Genomic DNA, 15,757 nt, shown 5'->3' on the forward strand with positions numbered 1-15,757 from the left:
ATGTTGGCCAAGGACGCACTACTGAAAGAGCTGCGACGTCTGGCTTCGAAGGCAGAGAACCGCATGACTGAAACAGGCATTCCCCGGGTCTCGATGATTCAGGGGGATGTTCCCAAGCATTTGCTGGCCGCCGTATATGCGCCCATGGTCAACCTCATTTTGCAGGGCAGCAAAGCAATGACCGTTGGCGAACGTACTTTGCGCTATGACCCGGCCACGTACTTTGTGATGTCAGTCGATTTGCCCGCCGTGGGTACCTTGCATCCCGCATCGACCGGGGAGCCGTACCTTGCTGTCAGCCTGACACTCGATCCGACGGTGCTTTCCACATTGATATCTGATTTGCCCAAAAGCACCGAGATCTTCGAAGACAACGCAGGGTTTTCAGTTGCAGCCGTTACGCCGAAATTGATGGATGCGTGGGTGCGGATGTTGGGCTTGATGGAGACGCCTGATGAGGTCGCGGCCTTGGCCCCGATCTACGAGCGTGAAATTCTCTTTCGGGTGTTACAAGGGCCTCACGGCTGGATGTTACGAGACATCGCTGCGCCGAACACCGCTATGGCCAAGGTCAGTGTGGCGATTCAGCACATACGCAAAGACTTTGCCGATCCTATCCGCGTAGAGACCCTTGCCAGCAAAGCCGCCATGAGCGTGTCGGCGTTTCATCGCCACTTCAAATCCATCACTACTCTAAGTCCATTGCAGTATCAGAAGCGGGTTCGGTTACTCCAGGCGCGAACCCTGATGATGACCAACCCCGGCAGCGTCAGCAGCGCCGCTTTCGAAGTGGGCTATGAAAGTGTCAGCCAGTTTACCCGTGACTACACGCGTGTTTTCGGTCTGCCGCCTGCGCGAGATACCGCCAGAATTCAAGCCGAACTCAGCCCGCTCAGAGCCGATCGAGCGATTCAGGTGCGATAGCAAGCCCGCGGGGAGGAATTCCACCGTGACCAGCGCAAAAGCACCCATGTCGATGGCGGCCACTGCACTCCATGGCGCCAGAGCAGGGGTCAATGCTCAGTTGGTGATTGAATCCACTCGAACTGTTTGGGTCATGATTGAAGCCTGCTGGCAATACAGGCGCACACGGGTTGCGCCTGTTGCGTACAAGGTGGCGTTAGTAACCAACTCCACGCACGCCACCCGATGCCCGGATCGATTCACCCGTCACCCAGTGCGAGTCCTCGGACGCCAGGAACACGGCCAAAGGCGCAATATCTTCTGGCTCGCCAAAGCGGCCTAGCGGCGTGCCGGCGATCAGTTTTTCACCGAACTCACCGTCGAAATTGCCTTTGGTGAGCGGCGTATTGGTGTGACCGGGCAGGATAGAATTGACGCGGATGCCTTTCGCGCCGAGTTCGCGCGCCAAAGCAAAGGTCAACGTGTCCACAGCCCCCTTGGTTGCCGAATAGACGCTCGATGCCAAGTACGGATCGGTGCTCAGGATAGAGCTGATATTGATAACGCTGCCCTTGCCGTCAAACAGTTTCACCGCCTCACGGACTGCTAGCAGATAGCCCAGAACGTTGACATTGAATTGATGATGGAACGCGTCCTCGGTAAGGTCTTCAATCATCTGAAACACCGCAACACCTGCGTTATTCACCAAGATATCCAGGGTGCCGAACTCAGTGGCAACAGTTTCGAACAAGCGCGATACATCAGCGCCTTTGCTCATGTCCGCTTGAACCGCGATGGCTGTGCCGCCTTTCTCTTGGATGAAAGCAACAACTGCATCTGCCTCCGGCTTGCTTGAAGCGTAATTGATAACCACCGTAGCGCCTTGCGCGGCTAACGCTTTTGCGATCCCCGCGCCGATACCTTTGGAGGCGCCGGTGACAACGGCAATCTTTCCTTCAAGTTTCATGGGGTGACCTTCTCGAGTTGACTGATGATTTGCAATGCTCGCTGCGGTCAAGGGTTCAGACCTTTGCGCCTACCAACAGTATTCAATCAACGTCCGAGCAAACCTTTGCCGGTTCCTATCCAATCCTTGCCTGTTCTTATCAGAGCGCTTACGCGACGCTTTGGGAATACCCTGGCCCATGCTCCGCTTGAGTGCACGTGAGACGCGCAGGACCTTGCCGCTGCTCGGAGCGCCGCTCGTTTTCTGACTTTGTGGCCTGCACCAATGCGGGCATTGATCGCCCTTTCATGGAGCATTTAATTCAATAAAATTAAACCTTGAATTATTTGATTCTTGCTCCTAGTCTCGTTCTCGACAGGCCTGCGCAAGTACCCAGGCCGCCATTGGCACTGACGTGAATCGGGGAGCTGGACATGAGCGTGAAAGTACTTTTGAGCATGGCTGTGGCCACTGCGTTTTCGGCCTCGGCACTGGCTGCCGATTGGACCGTCGGTGCCAACGTCGGCAACGTCCCTTGGGAGTTCCAGGACGCCAAGGGCGACATCGTCGGTTTCGAAGTCGATGTGGTGAAGGAAGTGGCCAAGCGCGCCGGCAAGACCGTAGAGTTCGTCAACATTCCCTTCAACGGTCTGTTCAGCGCCGTGCAGTCCAAGCGCGCGGACATCGCCATTTCTTCGATCACCATCACCCCCAAACGCCTGGAATCGGTCGGGTTCGCCCAGCCGTACTACGACAGCGACCAGTCGCTCTCGGTGCTGACCAAGTCCGGCATCAAGGGCCTGGCCGACATGAGCGGCAAGGTGGTGGGCGTGGACACCGGTTCGACCGGCGACATGTGGGCCGCCCAGCACCAGGGCGAGTACAAGTTCAAGGACATCTCGCGCTACGAAGGGTTGTCGCCGGCCATGCTCGACCTGGCGTCCGGGCGCATGGACGGCTACATCAGCGACATTCCCGCCGTGCTCTATTACATCAAGGACAAGCCGCAATATGCGGTGGTCGCGCGCATCCCCACCGGCGAGAAGTACTCGCTGATGCACGCCAAGGGCTGGGCCGAAGACGAACGCGTGAACACGATCATCAGCGAGATGAAAAAAGACGGCGTGATCGCCGACCTGCACAAGAAGTGGTTCGGTGCAGCCGCCGCAGACGATTCCAGCACCGTGAAGGTCGTCGACGTACCCAAGTAAGTTCAGCCTTTCGCCCCGCCCGCTACCGGCTCACGACCAAGGGATCCGTTCATGGAGTTGCTACACACTTTCTTCAACTGGGACGTGTTCGTCGATGCGCTGCCGTTGATGCTGCGCGGCCTTGGCGTGACCATCCTGCTGGGCGTGGTGAGTATCGTGCTGGGCCTGGTCGGCGGGTTGCTGCTGGCCATGCTCAGGCTGTATGGCTACACCCCCGTGCGCTGGCTGGCACGGGTCTACATCGACGTGCTGCGCTCGATTCCGCTACTGGTCCTGCTGGTGCTGATCTACTACGCCTTGCCCTTTGTCGGCATTCGGCTGTCGTCTTTCGCCGCGGCGGCGGCCGCGCTGTCGCTGGTGTCGTGTGCCTACTCGGCGGAAATATTCCGCTCCGGCATCGAGGCCATTCCCAAGGGGCAGTTCGAAGCGGCGGCCTCCCAGGGCATGAGTTTCTTCAACACCATGCGCGACGTGATCCTGCCCCAGGCCATGCGCATCGTTCTGCCGCCGATGACCAGCAACTGCATCAACGTCATGAAGGACACCGCCCTGGCTTCGGTGGTGGCCATGCCCGACCTGCTCAAGCAGGCCACCCAGGCCCAGGCGCTGTCGGCCAATCCCACACCGCTGGTGGGGGCGGCGATCATGTACCTGTTGTTGCTGCTGCCGCTGGTGCAACTGGTCAGCTGGGTCGAGCGGCGCAACGGCAACGGAGGCAAGCGCGCATGAGCAACGTCATCGAAATCGAACGGCTGGACAAGTTCTACGGACCTTTCCAGGCCCTCACCGATATCAACCTGACCGTCGCCCAGGGCGAGGTGGTGGTGATCCTCGGTCCGTCGGGGTCGGGCAAGTCCACCCTGATTCGCTGCATCAACCTGCTCGAACCCTATCAGGGCGGCGACATCCGGGTGTCCGGGCAGCGCGTGGAAAACGGCGCCAAGCTCGCCGGCATCCGCTGCGAAGTGGGCATGGTGTTTCAGAACTTCAACCTCTATCCCCACCTCACGGTGCTGGCCAACGTGGCCCTGGCACCGGTACGGGTGCGCGGCATGAACCGACGCGATGCCCAGGCCCGCGCGCGGCTGTTGCTGGAAAAGGTCGGCATGGCCAGCCACGCCGACAAGTACCCCAGTCAATTGTCCGGAGGCCAGCAGCAACGGGTCGCGATCGCCCGGACCATGGCCATGGAACCGCGAGTGATCCTGTTCGACGAACCCACCTCGGCACTGGACCCGGAGATGGTCGGCGAAGTGCTCGACGTGATGCAGAACCTGGCTCGCTCCGGTGTGACCATGATCGTGGTGACCCACGAGATGGGCTTCGCGCGCAAGGTCGCCGACCGGGTGATCTTCATGGAAACCGGCCGCATCATCGAACAGAACGCTCCGCAGGCATTCTTCACCGCGCCGCAGGAACCGCGAACCCAGGCGTTCCTGCAGGCCATCCTGCATCACTGACAGGCTTGACCCCTGACAAGCAACCGGGAGACTCACTTTGACTGCCCTCGATATCGACTACGTTCGTCGCCAATTCCCTGCACTCGCCGACGGCTACGGCTACCTGGACAATGCCGGTGGTTCGGCAGTGCTCAAGCCGGTGGCCGAACGCATCACCGAGTACCTGCTCAACCACGCGGTGCAACTCGGCGCCTCGTACGCGCCATCGGTCAAGGCCGGTGAGAAAGTGCTGGAAGCACGCGCCTCGGTGGCCCAGTTGATCAATGCTCGCCACTCCGAAGAGTGCGTGATGGCCGGCTCGACCACGCTGCTGCTGCAATTGCTGGCACGGGCCATTGCACCCTCGATCGGGGCGGGCGACGAGATCATCGTCACCCACAGCGATCACGAAGCCAACATCGGCCCTTGGCAGCGCCTGTGCGAAGAGCGCGGGGCCACGTTGCGCGTGTGGTCGGTGGACCCGTCCAGCCTGGAGCTGGAGCTGCACGACCTCCAAGCCCTGCTGGGACCGCGCACCCGTTACGTGGCGATGACCCACGCGTCGAACATTCTGGGCAGCGTCAACCCGGTCGCGCAGGTCGCCGAGCGCGTGCATGCCTGCGGTGCGAAGCTGGTGGTGGACGCGGTGGCGTACGCGCCGCACCGTCTGGTGGACGTACAGGCCAGTGGGGCCGACTACTACGTGTTCAGTTTCTACAAGGTCTTCGGTCCCCATTTCGCCGTGCTGTGGGGCAAGCGCGAGCTGTTGCTGGAGCTGCCCAGCCTCAACCATTTCTTCATCGGCCAGGACGTGCTGCCGTACAAACTGCAGCCGGGCAACGTCAACTACGAGCTGTCCTATGGCTGCATCGGCATCAGCGACTACCTGCTGGACATCGGCCGCCGCCTGGGCGGCGAAGGCAGCGAGCGGCAGATCATGCAGGCGGCCTTCGATGCGTTCGAAGTGCAGGAGAACGTGCTGGCCGAGATTCTGCTGGGCTATCTGCGCGAGGCCGACGGCGTGCGCATCATCGGCAAGCCGCGCGTCACCGCAGGTGACCGGGTGCCGACCATCAGCTTCGTGGTCGAGGGCGTGCAGTCCGAAGCGATCGTGCGCCGCGTCGATGCCGCGCGAATCGGCATCCGTTTTGGTGACTTCTACGCCCGTCACTTGATCGAAGCACTGGGCCTGGCGCCTCAGGGCGGGGTGGTGCGTGTTTCCATCGCGCACTACAACACCGTCGACGAAATGACCCGGCTGGTGGAATGCCTGGCCCACGCCATCGCAGATTTGCGTCCCCGCTGACCGTCATCGAGCCACCGAGCTATCGAGCCACAGAACCATGCCATTACCGCACACCCTTGAAGAGCTGCGCAGCGCCATCGCCGTCGGCCAGGACAAACTCACCGCGCGCATGCGCGATGCCGCGCAGTACGTGATCGAGCATCCCCATGACGTGGCGCTCAACACGGTCGCCGCCCTGGCCGCGCGTTCGCAGATTCCCGCTTCGGCCTTCATTCGTCTGGCTCAGGCCTTAGGCTATGGTGGCTTTAGCGACCTGCAGCGCGTGTGCAAGGCGCCGTTGGAAATGGCCGGGCAGGGCAGCTTCAAGGAGCGTATCCGTCACTACCGCGGCGAGCAACTGCTGGACGATCCGACCGACGTGGGCGCGATGCTGGGCGCCTTCAGCCGGGCCAATATCGTCTCCCTCGAACACCTCGCCGAAGGGCAGCAGGTGCAGGCGCTGGAACAGTCCATCGCCCTGCTGCAACAGGCGCGAACCACCTTCGTGGTCGGCATGCGCCGCTCGTTTCCCATGGCCGCGTACCTGAGTTATGCCTTGAGCCGGGTCGGCCGCCGCGCCGTGCACATCAGCGGCCTGGGCGGCAGCCTGCGCGAGCAGGTGGGGGCGCTGCATGGCGACGACGTGCTGGTGGCCGTCAGCTTTCCGCCCTATGCCCAGGAAACCATCGACGCCTGCAATCAGGCGGTCGCGGCCGGCACGCCGATCGTGGCCATCACCGACAGCCTGCTGAGCCCGATCGGCCAGTGCGCTGCGGTGATGATCGAAGTCGACGACGCCGAGCTGCTAGGTTTCCGCTCGCTGACCGCGGCGTTCTGCGTCGCCCAGACTCTGGCCATGGGTCTGGCCTTCGGTGATGGCCGCGACCATGAAGCCCTGAAAGACATCGACTGCTGAGGCCCCAGGCCCGGCTTTTTGCCCAACCTGCTGGAGAGCCGTACCGTGACATTCCCCCTCAGAGATCTGGTCGGTTATGGCCAGCAACGTCCCCAAGGTACTTGGCCCAATGGTGCCCGACTGGCGATCAGTCTGGTCATCAACTACGAGGAAGGCTCCGAGCGCTCCCTGGCCATGGGTGATCCCGATCAGGAAAGCATGACCGAATGGGGCAGCTATCAGTTTCCCGACGGCGTGCGCAACCTGGCCATGGAATCGATGTACGAATACGGCTCGCGGGTCGGCATCTGGCGGATTCTGGAGATCTTGCAGAAGGCCAAGGTGCCGTCCACCTTCCATGCCTGCGCGGTGGCGTTCGAACAGAATCCAGACGTGGCCCGCGCGGCGGTCGAGCTGGGCCATGAGGTGTGCAGCCATGGCTATCGTTGGGAGGAAGTGTTCCGCCTCACCGAGGCGCAGGAGCGCGAGCACATTCGCCTGGCCATCGAATCCTTCCAGCGCACCTGCGGCAAGCGCCCGGTGGGCTGGTACTGCCGCTATGGCGCCAGCGTGCGAACCCGTCGCCTGGTGGCCGAGGAGGGCGGGTTTCTCTACGACTCGGACGCCTACAACGATGACGTGCCGTACTTCGTCGACGTGGAAGGCAAACGCCACCTGGTGGTGCCGTACACCAGCGACGTCAACGATTTCCGTTACTGGAATTCACCGGGCCTCTCCCAGGCTTCCGATTTTCTCGAGTACATGAAGGAAAGCTTCGAGGTGCTGCACGAGGAGTCCGCGAATGGCTTGCGCATGATGTCCGTCGGCCTGCACCCGCGCATGGTCGGCCGCCCAGGCCGGGTGCGCGCCCTGCAGAAGTTCATCGAATACGCCCAGGGCCACGAAGGCGTCTGGTTCGCCACCCGCGAACAGATCGCCCAGGCCTGGCTGGAACGCGATACCGCTGGAGCGTGCACCGCCCTGTAGCAGCGGTGCGAGCCGCGTCGGCGGTAGATGCGGTTTGCCTGACACACTGCAGTGAACCCGGACGCGGCTTGCACCGCTGCTACACGGATTGCGGTGCCTGCGGGGTAGATGCTGGGACATGTTGACCATGCCGGTTGGGGCCGGCTACTGCTTGAAGAGGCTTGATATGCAACCTTTCGATACGGTTATTCGCAACGCCCGCGTGGTCACTGCTGCAGACACCTTTACCAGCGACATCGGCATTCGTGACGGGCGCATTGCCGCCCTGGCGCTGGACCTGCCCCCAGGCCTCGAGGAAATCGATGCCGCAGGTCGGCATGTGACCCCGGGAGGCATCGACAGCCATGTGCACCTGGATCAGCCCACCGGCGACGGCTCGGTCATGGCCGATGACTTCTTCAGCGGCACGGTGTCGGCCGCCTGCGGCGGGACCACCACGGTGATTCCGTTCGCTTGCCAGCAGAAGGGCGAAACCCTGCGCGCGGCCGTGGACGACTACCATCGCCGTGCCGGCGACAAACCGGTGATCGACTACGCCTTCCACCTGATCGTCACCGACCCCACGCCCGAGGTGTTGCGTGAAGAACTGCCCGCGCTGATTGCCGAAGGCTACACCTCGTTCAAGATCTACATGACCTACGACGCGCTGAAACTGGGTGATCGGGAGATTCTCGAAACCCTCTCCGTGGCGCGCCGCGAGGGCGCGATGGTCATGCTGCATGCCGAGAACAGCGACTGCATCGCCTGGCTCACCGAGCGCCTGCTGGCGGCCGGGCTCAGTGCGCCGCGCTACCATGCCAGCTCGCGGCCGATGCTGGTGGAGCGTGAGGCCACCCATCGCGCCATTGCCCTGGCCGAACTGGTGGACGTGCCCATCCTCATTGTCCACGTGTCGGGTCGCGAGGCCGTGGAGCAGATTCGCTGGGCGCAGAGCCACGGCTTGAAGGTGTACGCCGAAACCTGCCCGCAGTACCTGTTCCTGACCGCCGATTCGCTGGGCTGCGACGACAGTTTCGAAGGCGCCAAATGCATCTGCAGCCCACCGCCGCGCGACGCCGCCAACCAGCAAGTGATCTGGGATGGACTGGAAAACGGCTCGTTCGAGATCTTCTCGTCCGACCATGCACCGTTTCGCTACGGCGGCCCCGATGGCAAGCGCGCCCACGGCGAGGGCGCCTCGTTCGACAAGATCGCCAACGGCATTCCCGGCGTCGAGACGCGCATGGCATTGTTGTGGTCCGAAGGCGTGCGCACCGGCCGCATCACCCCGCAGAGCTTCGTCGCGCTGACGTCGACCAACGCGGCGAAGATGTACGGCCTGTACCCGCGCAAGGGGAGTATCGCCATCGGCGCGGATGCCGATCTGGTGATCTGGGATGAAGGGCAGTCGGTGTCGATCAGCAACGAGATGCTGCACCACAACGTCGACTACACACCCTACGCTGGCATGCAGCTGAGCGCCTGGCCGGCCATGACGCTGTCGCGCGGCGATGTGGTGTGGGATGGCGAGCCTCGCGGCGAAGCGGGCCGTGGCCGGTTTCTGCCGTGCGAGCGTCCGGCCCCGGCGCAGGTCCGCCGGCGCAGGACCGAGTTGCCGCTGTGAGCGCAGTGCAGCAGGTGGCAGCCAGCCGTTCGTCGAACCATTGAACTCCCTGCCCGGCATGCCGCCGCAGTGGGCAATCCACTGCGCGCTGGCGATCTGATCGCGACCGGGAGCTGGACCGGGATTCGGTGGGTGGCTATGGGTGCCAGGGTAGAAGTGGAGTTTGCCCAGCTCGGGCAGGCAGGGCTGTTGGGTTGAAATACGCGGGCATGGATACCGACACAGATCTTGCCAGTGTAATTCGTTTGAATTACATTCGGGTTTAAATCCATTGAGGAGGTTCCCATGGCTGCCACAGCTTTGGTGCAAGCCCGTATCGACCCTGAACTGCGTGATCGTGCCGCCCACGTGCTGGGAAAAATGGGCATGACGCTATCAGATGCTGTTCGAATTCTGCTTACCCGGGTGGCGAATGAAGGTGGCTTGCCCGTTGGGCTCACCACGGATCCTCAAGCCCACGACGCCTGGTTCAAATCCAAGGTCATGGAAGCCCTGGCCGAGCACACGCCTGCCATTCCAGCCGAAGATGTCGAAGCGCATTTCGCCAGACGCCGAGCCATCGCCTTGCAGAAATCGAAAGAGGTAAGCGAGTGAGGCTTGAATGGACAGCAGCAGCGCTCAAGGATCGAGACCGAATTTTTGATTACACCGAAGAGTTCAATCCAGCCGCGGCTATCCAGGTGGATCAACGTATAAGCGATTGCGTAGCCCGCCTGGAACAGCACCCGCTCAGCGGTCGTATCGGTAGGGTCGAAGGCACGTACGAAGTGGTTATTGTCGACACCTCGTTCATAGCCGCCTATGTCATTCGAGGGCAAGTCGTGACTGTCTTGCGGATATTGCACTGTGCCCGCAACTGGCCGGAAACATTGTCCGACTAGCCGATAGGGAGAGGTCCTTACCGGTAGCCATAGGCGTTTCAGCCCTGCGGCCACTAGTCACCCTCCCGCGCATTCGCCGAAAAAAAAGAGTAAGGTGGCGCGCTTTTCCGATCTGCCCAAAGTTTTTCATGAAAAGTTCAGCCCCCGCTGCACCCAAGCGTTTCACTCTCAAGGTCGCCCTCTGGCTGCTCGACAGCCCCCGCCTGGGCCACAAGGCCAACGTCAAACACCTTGCCGGGCGCATGCTCAAGCAACCCGCACGCGAAGGGGTAGTGGTCGCGCAAAGCCGGCTTGGCCAGTTGATGTGCCGTGACTGCGGCAACGCCCGCGACCAGCGCATCGGCCAGGAACTTCTGCGCCAGGCGGCTCGCGCTGGCGATCCGGCCGCCCAGACCGCGTTAATCCACCTGCGCCGCAACTGACACCCGGTTTGCCCCGAAAGGCCAATGGCCTCAGACTGCCGCTCATCGACCCTGCATGAGAGCAAACCATGGCCCTGGACGTGACCAGCCTGTTGATCGGCCTGCTGGCGGCCGCCTTGCCGTGCCTGGCACTGGCCTGGCAGCTGCAGCGCAAAAGCACTGCCGCCCTGGCCCAGGTCGCCTTGCTCGACGAGCGCCTGAGCAACGCGCAGTTGGCTCAGGACGGCCTGAGCGCGCAGCTCGATGCCTGCCGCGACGAGGTCAGCGACCTGAGCCAGGCCAACTCGGCCAAGCAGGCCGAACTGGCCGGTCTGCGCCGCGAGGTCGAGCTGCTGCAGAACGAGCGCGACAATGCCCGCGATGCCGCCCACGCCTGGAGCATCGAACGCAGCACCCGTGAAACCGAATTGCGCCGTCTGGATGCGCAATGCGCCGGCCTGTCGGCTGAACTGCGCGAACAGCAGGACAGCCACCAGCAGCGCCTGAACGACCTGCAGGGTTCACGGGACGAACTGCGCGCGCAGTTCGCCGAGCTGGCCGGCAAGATCTTCGACGAGCGCGAACAGCGCTTCGCCGAAAACAGCCAGCAACGCCTGGGTCAACTGCTCGATCCGCTCAAGGAGCGCATCCAGTCGTTCGAAAAACGCGTAGAAGAGAGCTACCAGAACGAGGCGCGCGAGCGCTTCTCGCTGAGCAAGGAGCTGGAGCGTCTGCAACAGCTGAACCAGCGCCTGAGCACCGAAGCGACCAACCTGACCCAGGCCCTCAAGGGCCAGAAGACTCAGGGTAACTGGGGCGAGCTGATTCTGGAGCGGGTGCTGGAGCATGCCGGGCTGGAAAAGGGTCGCGAGTACCAGACCCAGGTCAGCCTCAAGGGACCGGACGGCGAGCGTTTCCAGCCGGACGTGTTGATCATGCTGCCCGGCGACAAACAGGTGGTGGTCGATTCCAAGGTCAGCCTCACCGCCTACCAGCAGTACATCGCCGCCGAAGACGGTGCCATCGCCCAGGCCGCGCTCAAGCAGCACGTGCTGTCGTTGCGCAATCACGTCAAGGGCCTGTCCGGCAAGGACTACAGTCGCCTGGACGGGCTGCACAGCCTGGATTTCGTCCTGCTCTTCGTGCCCATCGAAGCGGCCTTCTCCGCTGCGCTGCAGGCCGAGCCCAACCTGTTCCAGGAAGCCTTCGACCGGCAGATCGTCATCGTCAGCCCCACCACCTTGCTGGCAACGCTGCGGGTCATCGACAGCCTCTGGAAGCAGGAACGGCAAAGCCAGAATGCCCGCGAAATCGCCGAGCGCGCCGGGTGGCTGTACGACAAGTTCGTCTTGTTCATCCAGGACCTCGACGAGGTCGGCAACCGCCTGCAGCAGCTGGACAAGGCGTACGGCGCGGCGCGCAACAAGCTCACCGAAGGGCGCGGCAACCTGGTCAGCCGCAGCGAGCAGCTCAAGTTGCTTGGCGCCCGTGCCAGCAAGAGCCTGCCGCCCGACCTGCTCGAACGCGCCATGACCGAAGCGCGTCAGGACGCCGGCGCCGAGGCCGATGCCGACGGCGTGTCAGTGCCGGCCCAGGTACCGGTTGAGTAGCGCCCGCAAGGCCGCCGGTTTGACCGGCTTGGCCAGATAGTCCAAGCCTGCGGCATGCACCTGAGCGACGGTTTCGGGGCGCACGTCGGCGCTGATCACCACGCCCGGCACCGGCTCGGCCAGCGCAGTGCGCAGCCAGGCCATCAGGTGCGTCCCGGTCTCGCCTTCGTCCAGATGGTAGTCGACCAAGGCCAGTTGCGGACGCTTGCCTTGGGCCAGCAGCGCCGCACACTCCTGGCGGTTGCGCGCGGTCCACACCTCGCACCCCCAGCGGCTGAGCAGGCTGTGCATGCCCAGCAGGATGCTGTCTTCGTTGTCGACGCACAGCACTCGCGCCCCGCCCAGCGGCTGGCTCACGGGCGCCGGAGCGGGCAGGGCGTTCTGGGTGTCGACGCCGGCCAGCGGGACCGTCACGCTGAACACGCTGCCATGACCCGGCCAGGAGCGCACCTGCAGCGGATGGCCGAGCACCCGGCACAGCCCGTCGGCAATCGCCAGGCCCAGGCCCAGGCCCTTTTCCGCCCGGGTCTGGTGGCTGTCCAGGCGCTTGAATTCCTCGAAGATCGTTTCCAGCTTGTCGCGGGCGATGCCCGGTCCGCGGTCCCAAACCTCGAGGCTCAAGGCGCCGGGCTTGCGTCGCACCCCCAGCAGGATCGGCCCGCGGCCGTAGCGGAACGCGTTGGTGAGGAAATTCTGCAGCACGCGGCGCAACAGCTTGATATCGCTGTCCACCCGCAAGCGGCTGCCGCGCACGCGGAAATCCAGCTCCTGTTCGCGGGCCTGCGCCTTGAATTCCGGCCCCAGCCCATCGAACAGTTCGCTGAGGGCGAAGCCCTTGCGATCCGGGCTGATCTTGCCGTTCTCCAGGCGGGAAATGTCCAGCAGATCGCTGATCAGGTCTTCGGCCGAGCGCAGTGAATGGTCCATGTGCTGCACCAGTTGGCTGGCCTCGGTCGATAAATCGGGCTGGTGCGACAGCGCGGCGGAGAACAGCCGTGCGGCATTGAGCGGCTGCATCAGGTCATGACTGACCGCGGCCAGGAAACGGGTCTTGGACTGGTTCGCCGATTCGGCATGACCCTTGGCTTCGGTCAGCGCCTGGTTCAATTGCGACAGTTCATGGGTGCGCTCGGCGACCCGCTGCTCCAGGCCTTCGTTGGCATCCTTGAGCGCCTGCGCGGCCTCGCGGTAGGCGGTGATGTCGGTGAAGCTCATGACGAAGCCGCCGCCCGGCATCGGGTTGCCGATCAACTCGATCACCCGACCGTTGGGAAACAGCCGCTCGGAAGTGTGCGCGCGGCCCTGGCGCATCCAGTGCAGGCGCCGGGCAACATGCACCTGCGCTTCACCGGGTCCGCACAGGCCGCGCTCGGCGTTGTAGCGGATGATGTCGGCAATCGGCCGACCCACGCTGATCAAGCCGTCCGGGTAATTGAACAGCTCCAGATAGCGGTGGTTCCACGCCACCAGGCGCAGCGACTGATCGATCACGCTGATGCCCTGGGTGATGTTTTCGATCGCGCCCTGCAACAGCGCGCGGTTGAATTGCAGCACCTCGCTGGCTTCGTCGGCGATGCGCACCACGTCTTCGAGTTGCATGTCACGACCTTCGATGGCCGCCTTCACCACCGCGCGGGTCGACGAACTGCCCAGTACGCCCGCCAGCAGCCGTTCGGTGTGGGCGATCCACTGGCCGTCGGCATTCTGATTGGGGTTGAAGCCCTTGCCCTGGCGGTAGGCGTAGCGAAGAAAGCTCTGCCGGGCGCGCTCTTCACCCACGAAGCGCGCGGCCAGGTTGAGCAGGTCGTTGATCTGCACCGCCAGCAGCGAGCGCCCATGGGGACCGGCGTTGATCTCCTGACCGATGAAACGCCCGGCCTGCCAGTGCTCGCTGACACGGGTGCGCGACAGCACCGAAACCCAGGCGAAGAGGATGAAGTTACCGGCCAGCGACAACACCACACCTTGGGTCAACGGGGTGATCGGCAAACCGAAGGGGTTGCCGTGGATCCAGGCCAGACCAGGAAAGAGGTTCAGCGGCAGGTTCAGGCTGTGCGCCGCGACCGGCAGCACCAGGGTGTAGAACCAGAGGAAGATACCCACCGCCAGCCCGGCGAAAACCCCGCGCCGATTGGCCTGCTTCCAGTACAGCGCACCGAGCATCGCCGGCGTCAGTTGGGTCACGGCGGCGAAGGCAATCTGGCCGATGGTGGCCAGGCTGGCGGTGGAGCCGAGCAGGCGATAGCTGACGTAAGCCAGCAAGAGGATCACCACGATGCTCAGCCGGCGTACGCTGAGCATCCACTGGCGAAACACTTCGAAAGGCCGCTCCGCACTCTGCCGACGCAACAGCCACGGCAGCAGCATGTCGTTGGAGACCATGGTCGACAGCGCCACGCTGGCGACGATGACCATGCCGGTGGCCGCCGACGCGCCGCCGATGAACGCCAGCAAAGCCAGGGCCGGGTGGGCTTCGGCCAGGGGCAGGCTGATGACGAACGAATCCGGAATCACCGAGCTGGGCAGCAGCATCTGCCCGGCCAGCGCAATCGGCACCACGAACAGCCCGGCCAGGATCAGATAGGCGGGAAACACCCAGCGTGCCAGGCGCAGGTCCTGCGGGTCGGTGTTCTCCACCACGGTGACGTGGAACTGCCGGGGCAGGCACAGGATGGCCATCATGGCCACGCCGGTCTGCACCACCATCGAGGGCCAGTTGATGGTTTCCTTCCAGTACGCTTCCAGGCGTGGCGCCAGCATGGCTTGATCGAGCAGATCATCGAACCCGTCGTACAAGCCGTAGGTGACGAAGATGCCCACGGCCAGGAATGCGAACAGCTTGACCAGCGCTTCGAAGGCGATGGCCAGGACCATGCCGCGGTGGTGCTCGGTGACGTCGAGTGTGCGCGTGCCGAAGAGAATGGTGAACAGCGCCAGCACCAGGGTCACCACCATGGCGGTGTCCTGCACGCGGGTGCCGGTGGCGTCGGCACCGGCACCGATCAGCAGGTTCACGCCCAGCACGATGCCCTTGAGCTGCAAGGCGATGTAGGGCAGCACACCGATCAGGCAGATCAGCGCCACGACTACCGCCAGGCTCTGCGACTTGCCGTAGCGCGCCGCGATGAAGTCGGCAATGGAGGTGATGTTTTCCTGCTTGCTGATCATCACCATCTTCTGCTGCACCCAGGGCGCCAGCAGCATCAGCAGTACCGGCCCCAGGTAGATCGGCAGGAACGCCCAGAGCTGCTCGGCCGCCTGGCCCACCGCACCGAAGAACGTCCAGCTGGTGCAGTACACCGCCAGCGACAGGCTGTAGACCCAGGCGCGCACCCGAGGCGGCAGCGGCGCGCTGCGGCGGTCGCCGTAGAAGGCTATGGCGAACATCACGGCCATGTAGGCCAGGGCAACGGTGGCGATCAATCCGCTGGACAACGACATCGATGACTCCGGAACGGGACGGGCAGGTGCCCATCGCAACGGGCATCCGCCAGTCTCGCACGGCAGGCGCTGCGCCGTCAGTGCCGACCATGGTCGCAACCGCTGTCATCCAGTTGGGCGATGGACGGTATAGGGTTATGCTGTGCGCCGACGAA

At 63.3% G+C, this 15,757-nt stretch carries 14 protein-coding genes; 12 read left to right on the plus strand and 2 right to left on the minus strand.

Annotation, left to right across the window (positions count from 1 at the left end; genetic code table 11):
- On the plus strand, nucleotides 1-924 hold the full coding sequence (locus tag QMX89_RS05385) for an AraC family transcriptional regulator (RefSeq protein WP_208598843.1): 924 nt from the start codon (nucleotides 1-3) through the stop codon (nucleotides 922-924).
- A 196-nt stretch (nucleotides 925-1,120) separates the two neighbouring features.
- Here the strand turns inward: QMX89_RS05385 and QMX89_RS05390 are convergent, their stop codons facing one another.
- Nucleotides 1,121-1,870: a glucose 1-dehydrogenase gene (locus tag QMX89_RS05390; RefSeq protein WP_122741692.1), complete on the minus strand. Its 750-nt coding sequence runs from the start codon at nucleotides 1,868-1,870 to the stop codon at nucleotides 1,121-1,123.
- A gap of 413 nt (nucleotides 1,871-2,283) precedes the next feature.
- Between QMX89_RS05390 and QMX89_RS05395 the strand changes: the two genes are divergently transcribed.
- From QMX89_RS05395 to rmuC, 11 genes are all read left to right on the plus strand, one after another.
- Nucleotides 2,284-3,060 carry a transporter substrate-binding domain-containing protein gene (locus QMX89_RS05395; RefSeq protein ID WP_282347327.1) on the plus strand — a complete coding sequence of 259 codons (777 nt, stop codon included), beginning with the start codon at nucleotides 2,284-2,286 and terminating at the stop codon, nucleotides 3,058-3,060.
- 51 nt (nucleotides 3,061-3,111) lie between these two features.
- Complete coding sequence (locus QMX89_RS05400) at nucleotides 3,112-3,789, plus strand: amino acid ABC transporter permease (protein ID WP_056843249.1); 678 nt, start codon at nucleotides 3,112-3,114, stop codon at nucleotides 3,787-3,789.
- Nucleotides 3,786-4,520 (plus strand): amino acid ABC transporter ATP-binding protein, encoded by a 735-nt coding sequence (locus tag QMX89_RS05405; RefSeq protein WP_049861029.1) that lies wholly within the window; start codon nucleotides 3,786-3,788, stop codon nucleotides 4,518-4,520. The genes QMX89_RS05400 and QMX89_RS05405 overlap by 4 nt, the downstream gene beginning before the upstream one ends.
- 37 nt (nucleotides 4,521-4,557) lie before the next feature.
- Nucleotides 4,558-5,805, plus strand: a complete 1,248-nt coding sequence (locus tag QMX89_RS05410; protein ID WP_282347328.1) for a cysteine desulfurase-like protein — start codon at nucleotides 4,558-4,560, stop codon at nucleotides 5,803-5,805.
- Between the two features lie 37 nt (nucleotides 5,806-5,842).
- Complete coding sequence (locus QMX89_RS05415) at nucleotides 5,843-6,700, plus strand: MurR/RpiR family transcriptional regulator (protein ID WP_049861027.1); 858 nt, start codon at nucleotides 5,843-5,845, stop codon at nucleotides 6,698-6,700.
- A gap of 45 nt (nucleotides 6,701-6,745) precedes the next feature.
- The gene (locus QMX89_RS05420) at nucleotides 6,746-7,666 is read left to right on the plus strand and encodes an allantoinase PuuE (RefSeq protein WP_282347329.1); all 921 of its coding nucleotides are present in this window, start codon (nucleotides 6,746-6,748) and stop codon (nucleotides 7,664-7,666) included.
- 166 nt (nucleotides 7,667-7,832) lie between these two features.
- Nucleotides 7,833-9,269, plus strand: a complete 1,437-nt coding sequence (gene hydA / locus QMX89_RS05425; RefSeq protein WP_282347330.1) for a dihydropyrimidinase — start codon at nucleotides 7,833-7,835, stop codon at nucleotides 9,267-9,269.
- Nucleotides 9,270-9,554: 285 nt separating this feature from the next.
- Nucleotides 9,555-9,863 carry a type II toxin-antitoxin system RelB/DinJ family antitoxin gene (locus QMX89_RS05430; RefSeq protein ID WP_122741696.1) on the plus strand — a complete coding sequence of 103 codons (309 nt, stop codon included), beginning with the start codon at nucleotides 9,555-9,557 and terminating at the stop codon, nucleotides 9,861-9,863.
- Nucleotides 9,860-10,150, plus strand: coding sequence for a type II toxin-antitoxin system RelE/ParE family toxin (locus QMX89_RS05435; protein WP_122741697.1), 291 nt, complete (start codon nucleotides 9,860-9,862; stop codon nucleotides 10,148-10,150). Before QMX89_RS05430 ends, QMX89_RS05435 begins: the two co-directional genes overlap by 4 nt.
- Nucleotides 10,151-10,278: 128 nt before the next feature.
- Nucleotides 10,279-10,572 carry a sel1 repeat family protein gene (locus tag QMX89_RS05440; RefSeq protein WP_282347331.1) on the plus strand — a complete coding sequence of 98 codons (294 nt, stop codon included), beginning with the start codon at nucleotides 10,279-10,281 and terminating at the stop codon, nucleotides 10,570-10,572.
- Between the two features lie 182 nt (nucleotides 10,573-10,754).
- A complete protein-coding gene (gene rmuC / locus QMX89_RS05445; protein WP_177327970.1) occupies nucleotides 10,755-12,161 on the plus strand; it encodes a DNA recombination protein RmuC in 1,407 nt (468 codons plus the stop codon).
- Here rmuC and QMX89_RS05450 read toward each other — a convergent pair.
- Nucleotides 12,132-15,602: a hybrid sensor histidine kinase/response regulator gene (locus QMX89_RS05450; RefSeq protein ID WP_282347332.1), complete on the minus strand. Its 3,471-nt coding sequence runs from the start codon at nucleotides 15,600-15,602 to the stop codon at nucleotides 12,132-12,134. The genes rmuC and QMX89_RS05450 overlap by 30 nt on opposite strands.
- Nucleotides 15,603-15,757 lie beyond the last annotated feature (155 nt).

Origin of the sequence: Pseudomonas sp. PS01301, from assembly GCF_029960215.1 — a bacterium.
Lineage (GTDB): Bacteria > Pseudomonadota > Gammaproteobacteria > Pseudomonadales > Pseudomonadaceae > Aquipseudomonas > Aquipseudomonas coleopterorum.

What these genes read in the sequence shown, in the direction of transcription:
- QMX89_RS05385 (WP_208598843.1), top strand. Translation starts at nt 1, where the DNA reads ATGTTGGCCAAGGACGCACTACTGAAAGAGCTGCGACGTCTGGCTTCG.
- QMX89_RS05390 (WP_122741692.1), bottom strand. Translation starts at nt 1,870, where the DNA reads ATGAAACTTGAAGGAAAGATTGCCGTTGTCACCGGCGCCTCCAAAGGT.
- QMX89_RS05395 (WP_282347327.1), top strand. Translation starts at nt 2,284, where the DNA reads ATGAGCGTGAAAGTACTTTTGAGCATGGCTGTGGCCACTGCGTTTTCG.
- hydA (WP_282347330.1), top strand. Translation starts at nt 7,833, where the DNA reads ATGCAACCTTTCGATACGGTTATTCGCAACGCCCGCGTGGTCACTGCT.
- QMX89_RS05400 (WP_056843249.1), top strand. Translation starts at nt 3,112, where the DNA reads ATGGAGTTGCTACACACTTTCTTCAACTGGGACGTGTTCGTCGATGCG.
- QMX89_RS05415 (WP_049861027.1), top strand. Translation starts at nt 5,843, where the DNA reads ATGCCATTACCGCACACCCTTGAAGAGCTGCGCAGCGCCATCGCCGTC.
- QMX89_RS05430 (WP_122741696.1), top strand. Translation starts at nt 9,555, where the DNA reads ATGGCTGCCACAGCTTTGGTGCAAGCCCGTATCGACCCTGAACTGCGT.
- QMX89_RS05440 (WP_282347331.1), top strand. Translation starts at nt 10,279, where the DNA reads ATGAAAAGTTCAGCCCCCGCTGCACCCAAGCGTTTCACTCTCAAGGTC.
- QMX89_RS05405 (WP_049861029.1), top strand. Translation starts at nt 3,786, where the DNA reads ATGAGCAACGTCATCGAAATCGAACGGCTGGACAAGTTCTACGGACCT.
- QMX89_RS05450 (WP_282347332.1), bottom strand. Translation starts at nt 15,602, where the DNA reads ATGTCGTTGTCCAGCGGATTGATCGCCACCGTTGCCCTGGCCTACATG.